Origin of the sequence: Paraburkholderia sp. GAS42 (assembly GCF_050436565.1) — a bacterium.
Classification (GTDB): domain Bacteria; phylum Pseudomonadota; class Gammaproteobacteria; order Burkholderiales; family Burkholderiaceae; genus Paraburkholderia.
The window spans coordinates 104,195-123,334 of sequence record NZ_JBNDML010000001.1; the positions used below are offsets into that span (position 1 = coordinate 104,195).

20 protein-coding genes are annotated in these 19,140 nt (G+C 63.5%); 7 read left to right on the top strand and 13 right to left on the bottom strand.

Annotated elements, in window-relative coordinates; translation table 11 throughout:
- Positions 1 to 681 precede the first annotated feature (681 nt).
- Positions 682 to 1,368, top strand: coding sequence for a DUF1120 domain-containing protein (locus P3T16_RS00505; RefSeq protein ID WP_429340776.1), 687 nt, complete (start codon positions 682 to 684; stop codon positions 1,366 to 1,368).
- 251 nt (positions 1,369 to 1,619) lie between these two features.
- Positions 1,620 to 2,282 (top strand): DUF1120 domain-containing protein, encoded by a 663-nt coding sequence (locus tag P3T16_RS00510; protein WP_429340777.1) that lies wholly within the window; start codon positions 1,620 to 1,622, stop codon positions 2,280 to 2,282.
- A 122-nt stretch (positions 2,283 to 2,404) separates the two neighbouring features.
- Here the strand turns inward: P3T16_RS00510 and flgL are convergent, their stop codons facing one another.
- The 12 genes from flgL to flgB form a co-directional block, all read right to left on the bottom strand.
- Entirely contained in the window at positions 2,405 to 3,619 is a 1,215-nt protein-coding gene (gene flgL, locus P3T16_RS00515) for a flagellar hook-associated protein FlgL (RefSeq protein WP_429340778.1), read from the bottom strand.
- Positions 3,620 to 3,633: 14 nt separating this feature from the next.
- Positions 3,634 to 5,631: a flagellar hook-associated protein FlgK gene (flgK, locus tag P3T16_RS00520; RefSeq protein ID WP_429340779.1), complete on the bottom strand. Its 1,998-nt coding sequence runs from the start codon at positions 5,629 to 5,631 to the stop codon at positions 3,634 to 3,636.
- Between the two features lie 135 nt (positions 5,632 to 5,766).
- Complete coding sequence (locus P3T16_RS00525) at positions 5,767 to 6,528, bottom strand: flagellar brake protein (protein WP_429340780.1); 762 nt, start codon at positions 6,526 to 6,528, stop codon at positions 5,767 to 5,769.
- Between the two features lie 275 nt (positions 6,529 to 6,803).
- The gene (gene flgJ, locus P3T16_RS00530; protein ID WP_429340781.1) at positions 6,804 to 7,733 is read right to left on the bottom strand and encodes a flagellar assembly peptidoglycan hydrolase FlgJ; all 930 of its coding nucleotides are present in this window, start codon (positions 7,731 to 7,733) and stop codon (positions 6,804 to 6,806) included.
- Positions 7,734 to 7,742: 9 nt separating this feature from the next.
- Entirely contained in the window at positions 7,743 to 8,945 is a 1,203-nt protein-coding gene (locus P3T16_RS00535; protein WP_429258288.1) for a flagellar basal body P-ring protein FlgI, read from the bottom strand.
- A gap of 2 nt (positions 8,946 to 8,947) precedes the next feature.
- Positions 8,948 to 9,658, bottom strand: coding sequence for a flagellar basal body L-ring protein FlgH (gene flgH / locus P3T16_RS00540; protein ID WP_429258356.1), 711 nt, complete (start codon positions 9,656 to 9,658; stop codon positions 8,948 to 8,950).
- A gap of 41 nt (positions 9,659 to 9,699) precedes the next feature.
- The gene (gene flgG / locus P3T16_RS00545) at positions 9,700 to 10,488 is read right to left on the bottom strand and encodes a flagellar basal-body rod protein FlgG (RefSeq protein WP_429258289.1); all 789 of its coding nucleotides are present in this window, start codon (positions 10,486 to 10,488) and stop codon (positions 9,700 to 9,702) included.
- Positions 10,489 to 10,530: 42 nt separating this feature from the next.
- Positions 10,531 to 11,289, bottom strand: coding sequence for a flagellar basal-body rod protein FlgF (gene flgF, locus P3T16_RS00550; protein WP_429258290.1), 759 nt, complete (start codon positions 11,287 to 11,289; stop codon positions 10,531 to 10,533).
- Positions 11,290 to 11,312: 23 nt separating this feature from the next.
- A complete protein-coding gene (locus tag P3T16_RS00555) occupies positions 11,313 to 12,818 on the bottom strand; it encodes a flagellar hook protein FlgE (protein WP_429340782.1) in 1,506 nt (501 codons plus the stop codon).
- A gap of 33 nt (positions 12,819 to 12,851) precedes the next feature.
- Entirely contained in the window at positions 12,852 to 13,562 is a 711-nt protein-coding gene (gene flgD, locus P3T16_RS00560; protein ID WP_429340783.1) for a flagellar hook assembly protein FlgD, read from the bottom strand.
- 11 nt (positions 13,563 to 13,573) lie between these two features.
- Positions 13,574 to 14,002, bottom strand: coding sequence for a flagellar basal body rod protein FlgC (gene flgC / locus P3T16_RS00565; protein WP_429258293.1), 429 nt, complete (start codon positions 14,000 to 14,002; stop codon positions 13,574 to 13,576).
- Positions 14,003 to 14,141: 139 nt separating this feature from the next.
- Positions 14,142 to 14,633, bottom strand: coding sequence for a flagellar basal body rod protein FlgB (flgB, locus tag P3T16_RS00570; RefSeq protein WP_429340784.1), 492 nt, complete (start codon positions 14,631 to 14,633; stop codon positions 14,142 to 14,144).
- Positions 14,634 to 14,869: 236 nt separating this feature from the next.
- On the opposite strand from flgB, the gene flgA reads away from it, so the two are divergent.
- The 5 genes from flgA to P3T16_RS00595 all read left to right on the top strand — a co-directional run bounded on the left by flgA (position 14,870) and on the right by P3T16_RS00595 (position 18,483).
- Positions 14,870 to 16,231 carry a flagellar basal body P-ring formation chaperone FlgA gene (gene flgA / locus P3T16_RS00575; protein WP_429340785.1) on the top strand — a complete coding sequence of 454 codons (1,362 nt, stop codon included), beginning with the start codon at positions 14,870 to 14,872 and terminating at the stop codon, positions 16,229 to 16,231.
- 132 nt (positions 16,232 to 16,363) lie between these two features.
- Positions 16,364 to 16,723, top strand: coding sequence for a flagellar biosynthesis anti-sigma factor FlgM (gene flgM, locus P3T16_RS00580; RefSeq protein WP_429340786.1), 360 nt, complete (start codon positions 16,364 to 16,366; stop codon positions 16,721 to 16,723).
- Positions 16,724 to 16,818: 95 nt separating this feature from the next.
- Positions 16,819 to 17,268 (top strand): flagella synthesis protein FlgN, encoded by a 450-nt coding sequence (locus tag P3T16_RS00585; protein WP_429340787.1) that lies wholly within the window; start codon positions 16,819 to 16,821, stop codon positions 17,266 to 17,268.
- 361 nt (positions 17,269 to 17,629) lie between these two features.
- Entirely contained in the window at positions 17,630 to 18,106 is a 477-nt protein-coding gene (locus P3T16_RS00590) for a hypothetical protein (protein ID WP_429340788.1), read from the top strand.
- Entirely contained in the window at positions 18,103 to 18,483 is a 381-nt protein-coding gene (locus P3T16_RS00595) for a type II toxin-antitoxin system RelE/ParE family toxin (RefSeq protein WP_429340789.1), read from the top strand. Before P3T16_RS00590 ends, P3T16_RS00595 begins: the two co-directional genes overlap by 4 nt.
- On the opposite strand, the gene P3T16_RS00600 is transcribed toward P3T16_RS00595, so the two are convergent.
- Complete coding sequence (locus P3T16_RS00600; RefSeq protein WP_429340790.1) at positions 18,386 to 19,120, bottom strand: RNA polymerase sigma factor FliA; 735 nt, start codon at positions 19,118 to 19,120, stop codon at positions 18,386 to 18,388. The two genes, P3T16_RS00595 and P3T16_RS00600, sit on opposite strands and share 98 nt — an antisense overlap.
- Positions 19,121 to 19,140: the final 20 nt, after the last annotated feature.

The following is a 19,140-nucleotide window of genomic DNA, read 5'->3' on the forward strand; positions in this document are numbered from 1 at the left end:
GACGACCGACCTGCAAGCCGTGATCGGCATCAACAAGCGCAGCGCCCTGCCGATTACGGGTAACGTGCCCATCGACGGCCTGGCAACCATCTCGATGGTCTACCTGTAAGCGGTACGATGTAAAACGGAGATCGCTTCTCCGGTTGCCTCCGCGGCAACATGCGTAAACGAGAGCGGCCCGGGTCTTCACAGATCTGGGCCGCTTTTACTTCTTGAAGAGACACGACCATTGCACCGGTCAGCAGGGCTTCTCCGCAACGCGACCTGCTGTTCCCATTCCGTGGTCTGGCTCGGATGCACATCGAACCGCTGCCCCAATTCGGCAAGCGTGCGTTCAGGTCGTACCGCTGCCAGTGGCACTTTTGCCTTGAACGCCCGCCAAGGGTGTGCGCCGTGTCTCTTTTCCTGGCTTCCTTTGCCGGCATTACGCCCGGCTCAGATTCCGGCAGTTCCGCACATCGCCCTGTCCGAACGTCCGACGCCACCCCTTTACTTATCCGGATACAGATGCGGGTTTCAATCGCGGCGAGTTCGAGCGCACAGAAGCTTAAGCGTCGCGTGAGATCTCAGGAAACTACGATTCAGAAATCCCACCCGACGACGCAGAATTCAACCTAGGAACACGGCACTAACACGGGTCGACCGGGTTCTCTTTTCTTAACTCATCTGAAAACGTACATCATGAAACTCGTTTCAAAGAACACGCTGCTGGCCGCGATGCTGGCCGCTGCTTCGGTTAGCGCCTTCGCTGCTGACTCGGTCGATCTGAAGATCGTGGGCAATATCGTGCCGCCGTCGTGCACGCCGACGCTGACGGGCGGCGGCATTATCGACTACGGCAACATTCCTGCGAGCACGATCGCAGCCACCGGCTTCACCCGCCTTCCGCAACACGGTGTAACAGTCACCATCACCTGTGATAGTCCCGCCATGGTCGCCCTTAGAACGATCGACAACCGTGCAGGCACGGCGGTTGTTGGGATGGCCAATACCCTCTCGAGTGCGGCCAATGACACGAACGCGTTCGGCCTGGGCGCGGTCAGTGGGAAACAGATCGGTGCATATGTTCTGAATCAATACTTCCATCCCAGCGTTAACGGCGGCAGTGACAATGCGTATACGATGAAGTCGGACGACAACGGGGCAACGTGGGCGTCGACTTATTCCGACGGTCCCGGCGGTTTTCAAAGACCGGACGGTTCGCGTCTCAATTCGTGGTACTCGGGCACGGTCACTCCGATGGCTGTCACGGTTGCCAACCAGTACTACACGGTGGACGCCGCCATCAATTCGAAAGCCAATCTGCCGAGCCTGAAACAAGCAGTCCCGCTCGACGGCCTGGCAACTTTCTCGATCGTCTATTTGTAATTCGGGACGGAAGCGAAAGTCGGCCCGGCTTGATCAACAACCGGGCCGGCTCTGCGTGCCGTCGCATAGGCAGGACTTATTGCCCGCCACGTGGTAACTCGCGTCGTATAACGCGGCCTGGGGCAATGCGTTGCATTTAAAGAAACTACGATTCAGCGAATTGAGTCATCCCGGCAAAATCTAATGCAAGGACGCGGCGTGAGTGAAGCCAGTCGAGTTCTTGCCTCTCTCACTTTTTGAATAATCTCATCATGAAACTCGTTTCAAAAAACACCCTGCTGGCAGCGCTGCTGGCCGCTGCTTCTGCTGGCGCATTCGCCGGCACTTCCGTTGACCTGCATGTGATCGGCACCATCACGCCGCCGTCGTGCACGCCCACGCTCGCCGGTGGCGGCATCATCGACCTCGGCACGGTCAGCGGCGGCCTCATCGCTGCCAACGCCTTCACCAACCTCACCACCAAGACCAGCACGCTGACGATCTCCTGCGACCAGCCGGCACGCGTTGCGATGAAACTCGTTGACGGCCGCGCAACCAGCGTCGTGCCGGGTCTCGCCGCTTCGCTCGTCGCCGGCCTGACGGACACCGACGGCTTCGGTCTGGGTACGGTCGGCACGAGCAACGTCGGCACCTACACGCTCGCGTTCAGCGACCCGACGGCTGACAGCGTCGCAGGCAGCGGTGCTGTCTCGATCGACAACGGCACGACGTGGGCACTCGCAACTGATGCCAACCGTCATCTGAACGGCACGAAGATCGCCACGGCAGCGGACGCAACCGGCGCACCGAAGGCCTTCTCGACCATGACGACCGACCTGCAGGCCGTGATCGGCATCAACAAGCGCAGCGCCCTGCCGATTACGGGTAACGTGCCAATCGACGGCCTGGCAACCATCTCGATGGTCTACCTGTAAGCGGTACGAGGTAGAACGGAGGCCAATTCTCCGGTTGCCACCGCCAACATGCGTAAACGAGAGCGGCCCGGGTCTTCACAGACCCGGGCCGCTCTCACATCCGCACCACAAAACCTGCTACATCAATTCCCGATGTAATTAAACAGCGACATCTTCTGGATCATCGAAAAACCCTGCTGCGCCGCCTGCAGCGAGAACTGCGTCATCGTGTATTTGCTGATCACCTGCGTCAGGTTCGTCTGCGTCAGGTCCGCCAGGTTGCTTTGCGTCTGCAGGCTGTTGCTCTGCGTGACCGTCTGCAACGCCTGCACTTCATTCTCCCGTCCGCCCACCGAAGCCTGAACCGTGATCACGTTGTTCAGCGTGTTCGCCAGCTTGCTCATGCCCGTCGCGAGCGCGTTGTTCAGGTTCGCCGTGCCCGCGCCCGGGGTCACCGGCGTCTGCAGCGCCGTCACCATCGCGTCGATGTTCGCGAACACGTCCGTGCCCGCCTGCGTCGCCGGCGTCACCGAGAACGAGTCGCCCGTGGCCGGCACACCCGAAATCGCGACGCTCTGTCCACCCAGCGTGATCGCCGTGCCCGATGTGTAGGGCTGCGGCGCGGTCGTGGTCGCGGCCGTCACGTCCGTCACCGTGTAGGTGGTCGGGCTCGTGAAGTTGATCGTGTACTTGTCCGCGTTGGTCGGGCTTGCCGCATTACCCGTGCTGACCGCGCCAATGGTGCCCGTGCCCGTGTTGGCCGGATTGCCCGCCGGAATCGAATTCGTGCCGACCGGCGCAACGCCGAGGAACACCTGCTGCCCGTTGTCCCCAGTCGCGATCTGACGCGTACTCGTTACCTGCACGTTCTGCACACCACTATCGCCGTTGTACTGCACAGCGCCGCTCGCGCTCGTGCCGAACGGCTGCGCCGTCGTCTGGTAACCCGAGAACAGGAAGTTGCCCGAGCCGTCCGTGGCATTCGCCTGCGAGAGCAGTTGGCCACGCAGCCCCTGCAACTGGGTCGCGAGTGCGCTGCGGTCGCCGTCGTTCAGCGAACCGTCGCCGGCACGCACGAGCAGCGTGTTGATGTTCGTCAGGATGGTGTTGACCGTACCGAGCGTCGAATCTTCCGCCTGCAACGACGAGAGCGCGGTGTTCTGGTTGCTCGAGTACTGCGACAGCGTCGCGCCCTGCATGCTCAGCTGCACCGCCTGCGCTGCGCCGACCGGATTGTCCGACGGCGTCGAAAGGCTCACGCCGCTCGACAGTTGCTGATACAGCTGCGTGAGCTGGCTTTGCTGGTCGTCCATCGTCTGGACGTTCATGCCGAAATACTGGGTCGTAGAAATGCGCATATGCGTTCAACGCCTCAATTGAAAATGCCGAGGATGGTCTGGAACAACGTATTGGCGGTCTGGATCACCTTGCTGTTCGCCTGATACGCCTGCTGGTACTGCAGCAGGTTCGCAGCTTCCTCGTTGATGTTCACACCCGAGACCGCCTGCTGCGCGGTCGTGATCTGCGTGACGAGCGAGGCCTGTGCCTTGCTCGACGTCTGCACCTGGTTCGTCTGGTTACCGACGTTGTTGACATAGTTCGCGTAGGCGTTCGTCAACGTCACTGTGCCGCCGTTCAACTGCTGGGCCGTGACAAGCGCCGACAGCAACTGCGCATTACGGCCGTCCTTGCCGCCGCCCGTGTTCGCGGCGATCGTGAACGTGTCGTTGTTCGAAGGCGTGCCGCTCAGGGTCACCGTCACGCCATTCATCCAGCCGGCAGCCGGCACCGGTGGCACACCTGCGTTGATCGTCAGCGTCGCGCCCGTCGCGGGGTTGTACGGCACGCCCGTGGCTGCCGTGGCGATGGTGACTGTCGTCGGCGGCGTACCGCCTATCGTGACGACCGAGCCCACCGGGAAGCCGGTCAGCTGGCCGGTGCCCGAGTTGTACGTCAGCGTCGTGGTCGACGTCGGCAGCGTGTAGCCCGCCGTCACCGAACCCTGCGTGATCTGGCCGGTGCCGCTGTTCCCCGTTGTCGCCGATGCCAGCACCGGTGCCGACGCCGCGATCGCCGAGCCGGTCGAAGTTGTCAGCGCGAAGTTGTTCAGCGCGCCGCGCGTCGGCTCGACGGTGAACTTGTCGCCGGCGTTCATCGCGCCGGTTACTGAGAACTGCAGGCCGCCGATCGGCGCCGCCAGGCTGGTCGCCGTGCCGACGACGCTGCCCGTTGCCGTGTCCGTCAGCGTGTAGTTCGTGCCGTCGAAGGCCAGCGTGTAGTCGCCCGTCGTCGGCTGCGCTGCGTTCGCGAACGATGCGCTCAACGTGGCCGCGCTGGTGTTCTTCGAGTTTGCGTAGACGGTCGGCGAGCCGACCGTGAAGAGCGCGCCGCCCTTGTTGCCCGAGAGGTCGATACCGAGCGCGTTTTGTGCATTCACCTGCGCGGCGAAGCTCGTCGCGATCGCGCCGAGCTGTGCTTCGGCCGGATCCAGCGACTGGCTGCGGAACGTGAGCAGCCCGCCCAGCTGGCCGCCGACGTTCGCCGAATCCGACAGGACCTGCGGCGTCGGCGCCGGGTTCGCGCCCGCGAGGCCGGCGTACGCTACCGAAAGCTCCGTCGGATCACCCGTCGACCCCTGCGTTTTCAGATTGAAGCTCTTGTCGCTCATCACGAGCGGCTGGCCGTTGCCCATGAACACGCTGTAACCGCTGCTGTTCTGCACGACCTGCACGCCGACGAGCTGCGACAGGTTCGACACGGCGAGGTCACGCTGGTCGAGCAGCTGGTTCGGCGGCTGGCCCGACGTGCTCTGCGCGGCGATCTGTCCGTTCAGCGCCGCGATCTGCGCGGTGTAGGTGTTGACCTGCGCGACGGTATCGGTGAGCTGCGTGTTCACGCTCGTGCGCAACTGGTCGTACTGCTGGCCGGTCGCGTTGATCTGGTCAGCGAGCGACTGCGCGTTGCTCATCGCGCTCTGACGCATCGCGTTATCGGATGCGTTGTTGGCGACGTTCTGCAGGCCGGTGAAGTAGCTCGTGATCGCAGTCGAAATACCGGAGGTCGGGCTGCCGACCAGGTTGTTCAACTGCGAGATCATGTTGTAGTACGTCGACAGCGAACCGGCACTCGACTGCGCGTTGTTCAACTCGCTCGCCAGATACTGGCTCCACTGGCGCTGGACGGTCGTCGTCGACACGCCCTGCGGCAAATAGCCGGAGCCGGTGTACTGTCCGCTCGTTTCCGAGTAGACAGGACGTTCGATCGAATAACCGGGCGTCGCCTGGTTGCTGATGTTCTGGCCGGTCGTCGTCAGCCCCCATTGGGCTGCGTTGAGTCCGCTGAGGCCGATGTTGAAAAGGTTACTGGACATGCGTCATCCTGAGAGGCGACGCTGATGCGCCGCCGAGTTGACTGAACATCATGTATATCGGCCCGCCAGCGAAAAGATTGAGGGCCACTTGCGTCACGCGACGCGGCTTTTGCGCTGGCCGCACGTCTCTGTTTTTTACGCGCGCACCAGCGAGCGCCGCTTCATTTCGAGCTGTGTGATGAGCCGTTGAAGTGTGTTTTCCGCATTGCCCGGCAGCGTGATGAAACGGAAGCCGAGTTGATAGCGCACCGCGCCGTTCGGCTGCGTCATCGCGCGATGGGAGACGAGTTCGAGATCGAGATGCAGCGTGCCGAGCGCGCCGAGAACCAGCTCGCAATCGGGAAACATCGCGCCCATCGGCAGTTCGGCGACGCGCTCATCGGTCGTGCGCGTGCCGACACCGCCGAGCGACAGGTCGTGCACTTCGAAGCGGAAGGGGCTGCCGTCCTCGAACTTGCCTTTGCAGACGTACGGATTGAGCACCGGTGCGTCGACGCGGAAATACTCGCGACGCTGCACGTAGAAGAGCACTTCCGGGAATTCGGCGACGAACGCGGGACGGCCTTCAAACTCCGTCTCACGCGGCGTGGGGGTCGAAAACTCGACGCGCACGCCATCCGGCGACGCGTGAAAACGGCCGCGCGGCGCGGCGAGCAGACCCGCGTTCTGCTCGGGAAGCCCGCCCCAGTCGAACGTGAAAGTCCGGGCGCGCACATCCACATCCAGGATCTTCGTGACGAGCTGTCCGCCCTTGTACTGCACGGTCAGAAAGTCGCCGCGGGTGACGAGATTGCGTAGCTGAACGCCGATTTCCAGCGGGTTCCTGCGGCCGAAATCGTGGCCGCTTCCGGCGTCTTCCGCCTGGTTGTTGTCGCCGTTCGACTGGTTGGTATCCATGTTCTTGCCGTTTGCCTGTTCTTGCGGGCGGGTCTGTCGGGCGGAAATGGCGGCTTCTTTTTCAGCGAGCCATCATCCGTCGCCTTTAAACGCGCGTTCAACCGGAACGCTATCATTCCTTTCCGGTATCGGGTCTATCTGATTAGCGGCAGCGCCAACCCAAAGTTTAGGGCGTCGTCGTTAATTTTTTTCGGCAAACATTTAATCCGTGCTGGCGCGGGAAGCCGGCGCGGAGTGGCGTGAACGGATCCGTTCGCTACTACCGCAAACCTGCATCAACCCATCTTCTGCATGATCGAAATGAGCTTTTTCGCGTAATGCGGGTCGGTCGCGTAGCCGGCGCGCTGCATGCCGGTCGCAAATCCATTTGCATCGTGCGAGGTATTGAGCACCTGCGCGTAACGCGGATTCGACTTCAGCATGCTCGCGTAGTCGGTCATCGCCTCTTCGTACGAATCGTAGGCGCGAAATTTTTCGACCACGCGTTGCGGCTTGCCGTCGACGTATTCGGTCGTGACCGTCGAGACCGTCTTGCCCGTCCAGTCTTTCGTCGCCTTGATGCCGAAGACGTTGTGGCTGGTCGAGCCGTCCAGCTTCTTGATCTCGTTCTTGCCCCAGCCCGATTCGAGCGCGGCCTGGCCGATGATGAAACGCGCCGGAATGCCGGTCGCCTCGCTCGCAGCCTGCGCCGATGCGGCAAGACGATCGACGAACGCGTCGACCTTCGGCGAGCTGCCATCGCCCTTCATCGGCGGCGTCAAGGCGCTGTTCGCCGAATAACCGCGGCCGGATTGCAGCGCGCCGTTATTTGCCGGATTCGCGTAAGCCTTCGCGAGTGCGTTGAGCGCGGCGTTGTTGCCCGCGTTCGCGTCGCCCACCTGCATGCCGGAATTGCGCATCAACTGCTTGAGCATCGCATCCGCCACGCCGATGCCCTTGTTCGACATCTGCTGCGCGAGCTGCTGGTCCATCATCGACGTGAAGGTGGCCGTGTCGTGCGAATCGAACGGGCCGTCGGACGGCGTCGCGTCGCGCATGCTCTTCAACATCATTTGCGTGAACACGGCGTCGAACTGCTTCGCCGCCGACTTCATCGCTTCCTGCGGCGAGCTTTTTGCCTGTGCGCGCATGGCGTCGAAACCCTGCACGTCGAGCGCGAAGCGCTGCGACAGGTCGTTTGCAGCGCTTGTAGGATCTGAATTCATCGCAGTTCCTTAGATGATTTCGAGTTCGGCGCGCAGCGAACCGGCGGCCTTCATCGCCTGCAGGATCGACATCAGATCCGCGGGCGTGGCGCCGAGCGCGTTGAGCGCCTTCACAACTTCAGCGAGGTTCGCGCCTGCGCTGAGGAGCTTGATCGCGCCGTTATCCTGCTTGAGCTGGATCTGCGACTGCTGCGCGACCACGGTCTGGCCATTCGAGAACGCGCCCGGCTGGCTGACCACCGGCTGCGTATTGACGATCACCGACAGATTGCCGTGCGCGACCGCGCAGTTCTGCAGCGTCACCATCTGGTTCATCACGATCGAGCCGGTGCGCGCGTTCAGGATCACCTTCGCGGCGGCCTGCGCGGGCTTCACGTCGAGGTTCTGCAACTGCGCCATGAACTGCACCTGCTGCGCCGGATCGGCCGGCGCACGCAGCTGGATCGTGCGGCCATCGAGCGCGACAGCCGTGCCGAAACCGAACGCATTGTTCACGGCCGCGGTGATGCGCTGCGTCGTGTCGTAATCCATGTCGTTGAGTTCGAGCTGCATCGTGCCCGACTGCGAAATCGTCGTCTGCACCGCGCGCTCGATGATCGCGCCGCCCGTGATGCGGCCTGCCGCGAGCTGGTTGACCTGTACCTTGCTGCCGTTCGCGCTGGCGCCTGCGCCGCCCACGGCCATGTTGCCCTGTGCCAGCGCATACACTGCGCCGTCCGCGCCCTTCAACGGCGTGAGCAGCAGCGTGCCGCCGCGCAGACTCTTCGCGTTACCGAGCGACGACACCGTGACGTCGATCGCTTCGCCGGGACGTGCGAAAGGCGGCAGCGTCGCGGTCACCATCACGGCGGCAACGTTCTTCAACTGCATGCTGGTCAGTGACGACGAGCCGCCCGTATTCTGGCCCGCCGACTGGTTGTTGATCGCGATGCCGAGGTTCGCGAGCATGTTCGCGAGCGTCTGCGTCGTGAACGGCGTCTGTGTGGTCTGGTCGCCCGTGCCGTCGAGACCGACGACGAGGCCATAGCCGATCAGCGGGTTGTCGCGCACGCCCTGAATCTGCACGAGGTCCTTCAGACGTTCGGCATGCGCCACAGGGGCGGTGACCGGCAGCGCCACGCACGCCAGCGCGAACAGCGCCAGCGCGCGGCAGACGTTGCCGAGGCGTGAATGACGGGCCGAGCCGGCGCGGCTGAAAAGTGCGGGGCTCATGATCACCACGGCGCGAGGTTAAGGAAGAAGCGTTGCAGCCAGCCCATGTTCTGGGCCTCGTTGATATAGCCCTTCGCGGAGTATTCGATCTTCGCGTCGGCGACCTGGGTCGAGTACACCGCATTGAGGCCGGAGATCGTATTCGGATTGACGACACCGGAGAAGCGCACGAACTCATTGCCCTGGTTGATCAGCATCTGCTTTTCGCCGCTCACGTTCAGGTTGCCGTTCGGCAGCACGCTCGTCACGGTCACCGTGATCGTGCCGTTGAACGTGTTCGACGCATTCGCGCCGCCCGCTGCCTTGAACGTGTTGTCGCCGCTTGCGTCGAGGTTCAGCTTGCCGAAAAAGCCGCCGAGGAAGCCGGCCGTCGGCACGCCGAATTTCGTCGTGCCGTCACGGTTCGCATTCGCGCCCGATGACTTCGTCGCGTTGATGTTTTCCGCGATCACGATGGTCAGGATGTCGCCGACATTACGCGGCCGCTGGTCTTCGAAAAGCGGCCGGCCCGCATAGCCCGGGTTGAAGATCGAGCCGGGCGACTGCAGCACCGGCGGGACCGGCGGCGTGGCCGTCATCGGCTGCTGGATGATCGGCTGCGTCGGCACGAGCCCGCAGCCGCCGAGGGCGGCCGCGAACGTGCAGGCGAGCGCGAGCAGCAGGCCGCTGCGCGCGCCACGCGTGATTGCCGGGATACGGATGAAGTGCGACATCGTGATTACCGTCTCTTTTAACCCTGTCATGTACCGATCGGTCAGACCGGCATCTGGCTCAAGGTCTGCAGCATCTGGTCGGACGTCGTCACGGCCTTGCTGTTGATTTCGTACGCGCGCTGGGTCTGGATCATGTTGACCAGTTCCTGCACGACGTTCACGTTCGACGCTTCCACGTAGCCCTGATTCAGCGAGCCCGCGCCGTTCAGGCCCGGTTGCGACACGATCGGCGCACCCGATGACGACGTTTCGGCGAACAGGTTTTCGCCCTTCGCATCGAGGCCGGTCGGGTTGATGAAGGTGGCGATCTGCATCGAGCCGATCTGCGTGCTCGTGCTGGAACCGGCCTGCGTGATCGACACCACGCCGTCGCTACCGATCGTGAGCGAGGTCGCGTTCTGCGGAATCGTGATGGCCGGAATGACCTGATAGCCGCTCGACGTCACGAGCTGACCCTGCGCGTTCGTCTGGAACGAGCCGTCGCGCGTGTAGGCGTTCGTGCCGTCCGGCATCAGGACCTGGAAGAAGCCCTGGCCGTTGATCGCGACGTCCTTCGAATTGCCGGTCTGCTGCAGGTTGCCCTGCGTGTACAGACGCTCCGTTGCGACCTGCTGCACGCCCGTGCCGACCTGAAGACCGGACGGCAGTTCGGTCTGTTGCGTCGAGTTCGCGCCCGGCTGGCGGGTGGTTTGATACAGCAGATCCTCGAACACGGCGCGCGAGCCCTTGAAGCCATTCGTGCTGACGTTCGCGAGGTTGTTCGAGATCGTGTCCATCTGCGCCTGCTGCGCATTCATGCCGGTTGCGGCGATATAGAGTGAGCGGTTCACGGTGATTCTTCTCCCTGAGTGCAGGCGTGCCTGCAGTCCGTATTAACTGAAGTCGAGCAGCTTGTTGGCCGACTGTTCATTCTGGTCGGCGGACTCGATCATCTTCGTCTGCATCTGGAACTGACGCGCGTTGGTGATCATCGAGACCATCGCGGCGACTGGGTTCACGTTGCTGCCTTCGAGCGCGCCTGCCGTGACGATCACATTCGGGTCGGCGTCGGCAGGGTTGCCGTCGCTGGTGCGAAAGAGGCCGTCGTCGCCGCGCGTCATCGTGCCCGGCGCCGGGTTCACCAGCTTCAGCTGGTCGATGATCGCAATCGACGTCGGCGGATCGCCCGGGATCAGCGCGGAGATCGTGCCGTCCTTACCGATCGTCACCTGCGAGTCCGGCGGCACCGACAGCGGGCCGCCGTTGCCCACCACCGGCAGGTTGTTCGCCGTCACGATCTGACCGTTCTGGTCGACGTGCAGGTTGCCGGCGCGCGTGTACGCCTCGTTGCCGTCGGCCGTCAGCACCGACAGCCAGCCCGGGCCCTGGATGGCGACGTCGAGCGGGTTGCCGGTCTGCTGGATCGGGCCGGGCGTGTAGTCCGCGCCCGGCGTCGACGACAGCACGAAGGTGCGCGTCGTATCGTTGTTGACGGCGCTGCCGTCGCCGAACGCCATCGGCACGGCCCGGAAAGTCGCGAGTTGCGCGCGAAAACCCGTTGTCGACGTGTTCGCGAGGTTGTTCGCGACCAGAGCCTGCTGTTCGAGCGCCTGCGTGGCGCCCGACATCGCGGTGTATATGAGCCGGTCCATGATGGTGTCGGTGCGTGCTGCGCTTACAGGTTGATGAGCGTGTTATCGACAGCCTGCTGGGTCTTGATCGTCTGCGCGTTCGCCTGGTAGTTGCGCTGCGCCGTGATCAGGTTCACCAGCTCGCTCGTCAGATCGACGTTCGAGTTTTCCACCGCGCCGCCCTGCAGCGTGCCGTGGTTCGTGCTGCCCGGCGTCGAGATCTGCGCGACACCCGAAGCGGCCGTCGCTTCGTACTGGTTGTTGCCGAGGTTCACGAGACCGTTCTGGTTCGCGAAGTTCGCGAGCACGACCTGACCGAGTGCTGCCGTCTGGCCGTTCGAGTAGTTACCCGTCAGCGTGCCGTCGGTGCCGATCGTGAAGTTCGTCAGCGTGCCGGCGGCGAAACCGTTCTGGTCGAGCGCATTCGTGCCGTCCTTGCTGCCGAACTGCGTCGTGCCGCCGATGCGCAGTTGCAGGCTTTGCGGCGTGGCCGAACCGTCGGTGGTCGGGATCTTGAAATCGAATGCGAGCGGCGTGGCGGTCGCGACGCCGGCGGCGTCGGTCGTGCTCAGCAGGTTGCCCGACGTGTCGAACTTCGCCGTGCCGATCTTGCTCGCCGTACCGGTCGAGACGCCTGCGTACACATCCCACGAGCCTGCGGCCGTCTTCACGAAATACATGTCGACCTGCTGCGCGCCGCCCAGCGAGTCGTACACCGGCACCGAAGTCGGGTAGCTGTATGTGGTGTTGTCGGTCTGGTTGAACGGCTTGGCGGTCGGCGCCACGGTATAGACCTCGCCGCCTGCCAGCGCGCCGCCTGAAAGCGTCAGCGTTTCGCCGGTGCCGAGCGTGATCGCCGTGCCCGCCGTGTAGGCTATGGCCGCGGACGGCGCGCCCCCATTGACGGACACGGTGTACGCCGTCCCCGTGGCGTTGAACGTGACCGCATAGGTGTTGGCGTTCGTGCCGGCTACGTTGTTGGTGATTGCTGCGGTGCCGGTCGCCGCATAAGCGCCGCCAGGCGTCACAGAAGGCGTGCCGAGAATCAGCGGGTCCTGCGCGTTCAGGTTCAGGCCGGCCGTGATCGTCGTCGTCTCGGTCGGCGCGATGTTCGCGGTCGGCACCTTCAGCGGCACGGTGTTTGCCGAGTTGATGACGCCGTTCGCGTTGGCCGCATAGCCCATCAGCTTCAGGCCGTCGGCGTTGATGATGAAACCGTTCTTGTCGAGCTGGAACACGCCGTTACGCGAATACGTCAGCGAGCCGTTGTTCGACATCTGGAAGAAACCATTGCCGTTGATCGCGACGTCGAGGGCCTGGTTCGTCGTGTTGATCGTGCCTTGCGAAAACTGTTGCTGCACGGAAGCGAGACGCGAGCCGATACCGATCTGCGTATTCACTGCGGTGGCCACCGAATTGGCGTACATGTCGGCGAACTGTGCCGAACCCTGCTTGAAACCCACTGTGTTCGCGTTAGCGATGTTGTTGCCGATCACATCGAGGTCGCTCGATGCGCCAGCCAGACCACTCAAACCTTGCTGGTAACCCATGACATTCTCCGTATCTGAAGTATCTGGACGCAGTTAGATGATGGCGGCGATCGACGACAAGCCGACCGTGCTGCCCGTCGACAGCACGAGACCTGCCGTGCCGTCCGTTTGCTTGATCACGCCTTGAACGGTGCCGGCGGACAACGTCGTCGCGGTCGCAGCCTTGCCGCCGACCGTGCCGCTCGCGGTGATCGTGTAGGTGCCGTCCGGCAGCGCGTTGCCAGCCGCGTCGACCGGCGTCCAGCCGACCGGGACCGTGCCTGCCGACTGCTTGCCGAGGTCGATCGTGTTGACGATTGTGCCGGCCTTGTTCTTGACGGTAATCTGCAGGTCGGACGCATCGTTCGCGAGCGTGACGCCGAAGCCGGTCGCCTTGCCGCTCGCAACCGTGAACGTGTTGCCCGGGGCCAGCACCGTCGTACCGATCAGGTTCGCGGCCTGCGTCTGCTGGCCGGCGGTCAGCTGTGACGCAAGCGACGTCAGCGACGTATTCAGCTGGCTGATACCCGTCACCGTGTTGATCTGGGCGAGCTGCGAAGTCATCTGCGAGCTGTCCATCGGGTTCGTCGGGTCCTGATTCTTCATCTGCGCGATGAGCAGTTGCAGGAACGTGTTCTGCAGCGCGGTCCCGCTCGTGGCACTCGAAGACGAGCTCGAAGAACTGCTGCTCGTGCCGTTCATCGTATCGAGCAGCGTCTGCGATACGTTCGCGCCGTTGTTGCCAATAGAAGTGTTGGTCGTCAAGGAAATGCTCCTCAGGTTCCGATCGTTAGCGTTTTCAGCATCAGCTGCTTCGCGGTATTCAGTGTTTCGACGTTGGCCTGATACGAGCGCGAGGCCGAGATCATGTTGACCATTTCCTGCACCGGGTCGACGTTGGGCAGCGTGACGTAACCGTCGGCGTTCGCAGCCGGATTGCCTGGCTCGTACGACGTTTTCATCGGCGTCGGGTCGTCGACGACGCCTGTCACCTGGACGCCGCCGATCTGCTGGCCGGAGCGCGTGCGCGCGCTGCCGCCGATCGGGCTCACGCCGAACACGACCTGCTTGGCCTTGTATGGCTGGCCGTCAGGGCCGGTCGTGCTGTCCGCGTTCGCAAGGTTCGACGCCGTGACGTTGAGCCGCTGCGACTGCGCGGACATCGCCGAACCGGCGACGTTGAAAATATTCATCAGGGAAGGCATGGCTTCTCGACCTCTCTTGCCGGTGTGTCCGGCTATTAATCCCGTAGCGTGTGGTTTCCAGCGGTACTCAAATGCGGTGATGCGGGTTGCGTGCTGTTCCTGCGTACTGCATGTGCTGCATGTGCTGTGCGTGCCTTGCTTACGTGCCCGACGTGATCGCCGAGAGCATGGTCTTGATCTGTTGCGACAGCACTGTCATGCCGGACTCGTAGTGCAGCGAGTTGTCGGCGAAATGCACGCGCTCGGCGTCGAGGTCGACGGTATTGCCGTCGAGCGACGGTTGCGTCGGAATGCGATACGCGACCGTGCCGAAGTCGTCGGTCGGGCCGCCGGTTGCCTGCAGGCTCTGCTTGCCCGCCAGATGTCCCGGCGCGGTCGAGACCATCGACATGCCGCTCGTCACGCCCGCGGGTTGCGTCATCGCGAGCGGCGACGTATTGGATGCGCCCTGAACGGCGCCGGCGCTCTTCTTCAGCGCGCCAGCCAGCGACGACGAGAAGTCGACATCACGTGCCTTGTAGCCGGGCGTGTCGGCGTTGGCGATATTCGAAGACAGCAGTTCCTGCCGATAGGCGCGCACATCGAGCGCCTGACGGCCAAAAGCGAATTCGGCATCGAGTTTGTCCAGCATTGATCTTTCCCCATGACGGTCCGGGGCTTCCTGATCGGCCGATGTGCGCGTTGCGCGAGGCGCGGCGAACGTTGATGGCGACCATGAAGGCCTTTTTGCATGTGATGGATATTAGGGGGCGGGCGCAACCGGCAATCGGACGAATAACCGGGGAAGCCGGCCTCTATTCAACGTTTGCCTGAGATCGGCGCTCTCTAGAATGCGATTCGTACTGATGCATTCGATGGAGAAACACCATGGCCCTGTCCGCTTCCGATCTCCCGCGTACCGCGCGTCGCGCCGGTGCGGGCGCCGCGCGGACGCTGGCGGCGTGGGTGGTGCTGGCTTCCTGCATGGCTGGCGTGGCGTTGCCTTGCGGTGCTTCTGCCGAAGAGTCCAGCGGGCCGATTGTGATCGCGGGGCCCGCAGAGACGAATCCCGGCGCGCTTGCCGCGATGGCCGAGCGGGTGAATGCACCGGCGCCTGTTGCACCGCGTGCTGCGGCGGGTGGAATGCAGACGCCCGGCGGTTTCACGCCATCGAACGATCGCAACAACATCGACCGGTTCGCCAATGCCGCCAAAGCGGATGGCGCGATCCTGGTTCCCGGCGCGGGTGAAGGGCCTGCTGCTGCGCCTGCCCAGCCTCAGGGCGTGATGCGCGTCAGCATGCAACCGGCCGCGCGCCAGGCGATGCCGGTTGTCGTCACGCCTTCGCAGCCGGCCGCGCGGGCGACTGCGCCTGTGCAACCCGTTGCAGTGAATCCACCGGTCGGCGCTGCTTCGGCTGGCTTCGACAGTCTCGCTTCGCGTGGTGAACCGCCTCAACTCGGCGTCTCTGCAGGCAATACGCGTGCGGTGAATGGCTATGTAGCGACGCGTGGTGCGGGTGCGGGCGCCGCCGCTTCACAACCGCAGACGCAGGCCAGACCCCAGGTGCAGGCTGCCGCGCTGCAAGCCGTTCAGCCCACGCAACCTTCGCAACCGGTTCCCGCTGGACAGCAGGACGGCGAAGCGGTCCACCGCGCCGCGCTCGCGTTCCTCCAGCAACAGGTCGTCGGCCTGCCGGGCAAGGTCGAGATCACGGTCGCGCAGGTCTTCCCGCGCGGACTCGCCGCCTGCACGACCTTCGAACCCTTCATGCCGACCGGCACGCGTCTCTGGGGCCGCACGACCGTCGGCGTGCGCTGCGCGGGCGAGCGCCCGTGGACGATGTACATGCAGGCGCGCATCACGGTGCACGCGAACTATTACGTCGCCTCGCGTGCGATGAACCCCGGCGAGACGCTGAGCGCCGCCGATCTCGTCGCCCGCGAAGGCGATCTGACGATGCTGCCGCAGTCGGTCGTGACGGACCCGTCGCAGGCCGTCGGCTCGGCGACGACGATGCGCGTCGCGGCTGGCCTGCCACTTCGTCTGGACATGCTGAAGAGCGCGTCATCGGTGACCATCGGCCAGACCGTGAAGGTCGTCGCGCAAGGTCAGGGTTTTGCGATTTCGGCGGAAGGCAGCGCGATGAACAACGCCGCGCCGGGCCAGCCGGTTCGGGTCAAAACGGCTGGCGGCCAGGTGATTCAGGGCATTGTGAAAGACGGTGGAACCGTCGAGATCCAGCTTTAGGATTTCGGGGCCGGAATGCCCGGTTTTCGGGCGTTAGCGGCGGGGAACAGAGGGGGAGCAGGCGGTACGATTGAGCTAAAGTTTCGATTCGTGAATGCCGTTATAAGATTCAAATCGTTCAGGAAGCCAATCGTGAAAGTCGATTCCACATCCAATTCAGGTCTGCAGACGTTGAAAGACAGTCTGCAGCGTACGCAGCAAGGCAGCGACGCCGCGCCGGCCAGTTCGGGCGCGACCGCGGCTGGTGCCGCAGCGCAGACGGCAGGCAATGCGTCGTCGGGCGACGCGAGCGTCAGTCTGTCGGGACTGTCGGCGCATCTGCATAGCCTCGCCGCATCCGGCTCGGCTGACATCGATACGGCCAGTGTCGAATCGATCCGCCAGGCGATCAAGGACGGCACGCTGAAGATCGATACCGGCAAGATCGCTGACGGCGTGCTGGAAACGGCACGCAACCTGCTGCAAAAGAAGAGCCCGTCGGCCGGCAACTGATTGACGCACCGGTGCATGGTGCGCCTCTAGCCGGGCGGCATTTGTCAAACTGGGTCCGCGTGCAAGGCGCGGGCCGGCGTGTTTAGCGAGTTGTGATGAAAGACGCCCTGCTTTCCACTGTCATCGACGAATATTCGACCGTCGAAGCCTTCGCCTCCGTTCTCGCCCTCGAAGAGAAGGCACTCACGGCGGTCGAGCCGCTTGAAACGCTGCCGCCGATCGTCGAAAAGAAAACCGAACTCGTCGGAAGACTCTCCACGCTGGAGCAATTGCGCGACGCGCAGCTGGCGGAACTCGGCTATCCGGCCGGCTGGCAGGGTATGGAGCTGGCGGCGGGCGGTGACGCGCGGCTGGCAGCGCAATGGTCGCTGCTGCAAAAGGCCGCCGAGCGCGCGCGGCGCTTCAACACCACGAATGGCGCACTGATCCGCACGCGGATGGAATACAACCAGCGCGCGCTGACGGCGCTCAATGTTGCGGTTGGCACCGAGCGCGTCGGGTTTTACGGCCCGGACGGACGGATTCCGTCGACCAGCGGGCTTTGAGCGGCGCCTGGCATTCTGTCGCCTGCTTTCTGGTTTTGCCTCGTTTTGCCTCGTTTGCGCTAGCCGGCAGCTTCGTGCTGCCGGTTTCCAGGCGCAAAACCCTCTTTCCTGGTGATCTCCCGCCTGCACTGGCCATCCGGCCAGGTGTCGCTCGCGCGTCGCTTCGTTTCAAATATCGGTGAACTGTCCCGCGTGATGGTCCGTCGCCAGGCGCAAAGGCCACGCGCATTCTTCCGGGAGATCGCTGAAATTGGAAACCGCACTTAGAACTGCAATTACTGCCACGAATAGCTGCATTCCGTGGCCCTCAATGCTACACTCCATCGATCGAATTTTCACCGACGATCGTCCCGGAGTGCTCATGAACCTCGCCACTTTTGATCTTGCCCAGGCCTCTGCCGCCGTGAAATCCGGCGGTGTCGTATCCGCCGTACTACGCGCGGAAGAAGGCGGGTTCTACCTCGAGTTCGAGACGCGGGAGCGCGGGCTCGCTGAACTGGTGACGTCGAACGGCCGGCAGCGCCGCGTGTTTCGCGATCCGGTGGGAGCATTGAAGGTGCTGTGGGAGCTCGGCGTTGCCGAAGGCCGTTTCGCTCTGGGCGACTGGAATCCTGACGCGCCGCGTCGGAGCTGGAACCGTCCCGATTCAGCAGCCGACATGAAAGCGAAGCACGAAGCCGCCGCTGAACACGCAGCCTTCATCGCCGATGTGGAGGCGGGCCTCGCTGAAATCCGCGATCCGTCGCAGCGCGGCATCGATCACGCCGATGCGATGGCCCAGCTGGAGGCGCGTCTTTCGGCGTATGTCAAAACCGGCAAACGGAAAGCTGGCCTATGAGGGTGATCTGGCGGCCACGTGCACTGGAGCAGTTGCTCGACATCATTGATTTCATCGCCACCGGCAATCCCGTCGCCGCCCAGGAATTCGGCGCGCTCGTGCGTAACAAGGCTGATTTGCTGGCGACGCATCCGCGGCTGTACCGGGAAGGTCGCGTCGCCGGCACACGGGAGATCGTGGTCGCGGCGAACTACGTCATCGTCTATTGCATCGACGATGAACAGGAGAGCGTAGATGTGCTGCGAATGCGGCATGTGCGGCAGCGAGGGGCTCGGCCTGTCAACCCGCCTCCGCCCCCGCCCACGCCATCTCACGCAGACGCGTCCGCAGCCGCGCCACCGCCTGGCTATGCAGCTGGCACACGCGCGATTCGCTGACTTCCATCACCGCGCCGATCTCGCGCAGGTTCAGTCCGCGTTCGTAGTACAGCGACATCAGCAGTTTTTCGCGGTCGGGCAACCGGTCGATCGCTTCCACCAGCGCCGAGCGCAGGCTGTCGTCGAGCAGCGCCGACAGCGGGTCCGAATGGTCGACGCAGTAACGGTCGAGGAACGGCTCGTCATCGGCGGAACGGTCGAAGTCTTCGTAGTAGATCAGCTGGCTGCCGTGCAGGTCCTGCAGCATCGACTGATATTCGTCGAGCGGCATGTTCAGGTGATCGGCGATCTCCGTTTCACTCGCCGAACGGCCCAGATTCTGTTCGACCTTGTGCACCGCCGTTTCCACTTCGCGCGACGTGCGACGCAGGCTGCGCGGGAGCCAGTCGTTGCTGCGCAGCTCATCGAGCATCGCGCCGCGAATCCGTTGGCTCGCGTAGGTTTCGAACTGCGCGCCCTGGTCTTCCTTGTACCGGCTCGCCGCATCCAGCAGGCCGATCATGCCGGCCTGAATCAGGTCGTCGAGATCGACACTCGCCGGCATCTTGGCGACGAGCTGCAGGCCAAGGCGCCGCACCAGCGGTGCGTACTTTGCCAGGACATCGGCCTGTGAGATCTTTCCCTGAGCGTTGTACATCGTGCTCCCCTTGTCTCCGC

Coding starts and splice junctions, on each gene's coding strand:
- P3T16_RS00595 (WP_429340789.1), top strand. CDS start 18,103: ATGAGGGTGATCTGGCGGCCACGTGCACTGGAGCAGTTGCTCGACATC.
- flgA (WP_429340785.1), top strand. CDS start 14,870: ATGGCCCTGTCCGCTTCCGATCTCCCGCGTACCGCGCGTCGCGCCGGT.
- flgJ (WP_429340781.1), bottom strand. CDS start 7,733: ATGAATTCAGATCCTACAAGCGCTGCAAACGACCTGTCGCAGCGCTTC.
- P3T16_RS00585 (WP_429340787.1), top strand. CDS start 16,819: ATGAAAGACGCCCTGCTTTCCACTGTCATCGACGAATATTCGACCGTC.
- flgB (WP_429340784.1), bottom strand. CDS start 14,633: ATGCTGGACAAACTCGATGCCGAATTCGCTTTTGGCCGTCAGGCGCTC.
- P3T16_RS00510 (WP_429340777.1), top strand. CDS start 1,620: ATGAAACTCGTTTCAAAAAACACCCTGCTGGCAGCGCTGCTGGCCGCT.
- P3T16_RS00555 (WP_429340782.1), bottom strand. CDS start 12,818: ATGGGTTACCAGCAAGGTTTGAGTGGTCTGGCTGGCGCATCGAGCGAC.
- flgH (WP_429258356.1), bottom strand. CDS start 9,658: ATGTCGCACTTCATCCGTATCCCGGCAATCACGCGTGGCGCGCGCAGC.
- flgC (WP_429258293.1), bottom strand. CDS start 14,002: ATGCCTTCCCTGATGAATATTTTCAACGTCGCCGGTTCGGCGATGTCC.
- P3T16_RS00535 (WP_429258288.1), bottom strand. CDS start 8,945: ATGAGCCCCGCACTTTTCAGCCGCGCCGGCTCGGCCCGTCATTCACGC.
- P3T16_RS00590 (WP_429340788.1), top strand. CDS start 17,630: ATGAACCTCGCCACTTTTGATCTTGCCCAGGCCTCTGCCGCCGTGAAA.
- flgL (WP_429340778.1), bottom strand. CDS start 3,619: ATGCGCATTTCTACGACCCAGTATTTCGGCATGAACGTCCAGACGATG.
- P3T16_RS00600 (WP_429340790.1), bottom strand. CDS start 19,120: ATGTACAACGCTCAGGGAAAGATCTCACAGGCCGATGTCCTGGCAAAG.
- P3T16_RS00525 (WP_429340780.1), bottom strand. CDS start 6,528: ATGGATACCAACCAGTCGAACGGCGACAACAACCAGGCGGAAGACGCC.
- P3T16_RS00505 (WP_429340776.1), top strand. CDS start 682: ATGAAACTCGTTTCAAAGAACACGCTGCTGGCCGCGATGCTGGCCGCT.
- flgK (WP_429340779.1), bottom strand. CDS start 5,631: ATGTCCAGTAACCTTTTCAACATCGGCCTCAGCGGACTCAACGCAGCC.
- flgF (WP_429258290.1), bottom strand. CDS start 11,289: ATGGACCGGCTCATATACACCGCGATGTCGGGCGCCACGCAGGCGCTC.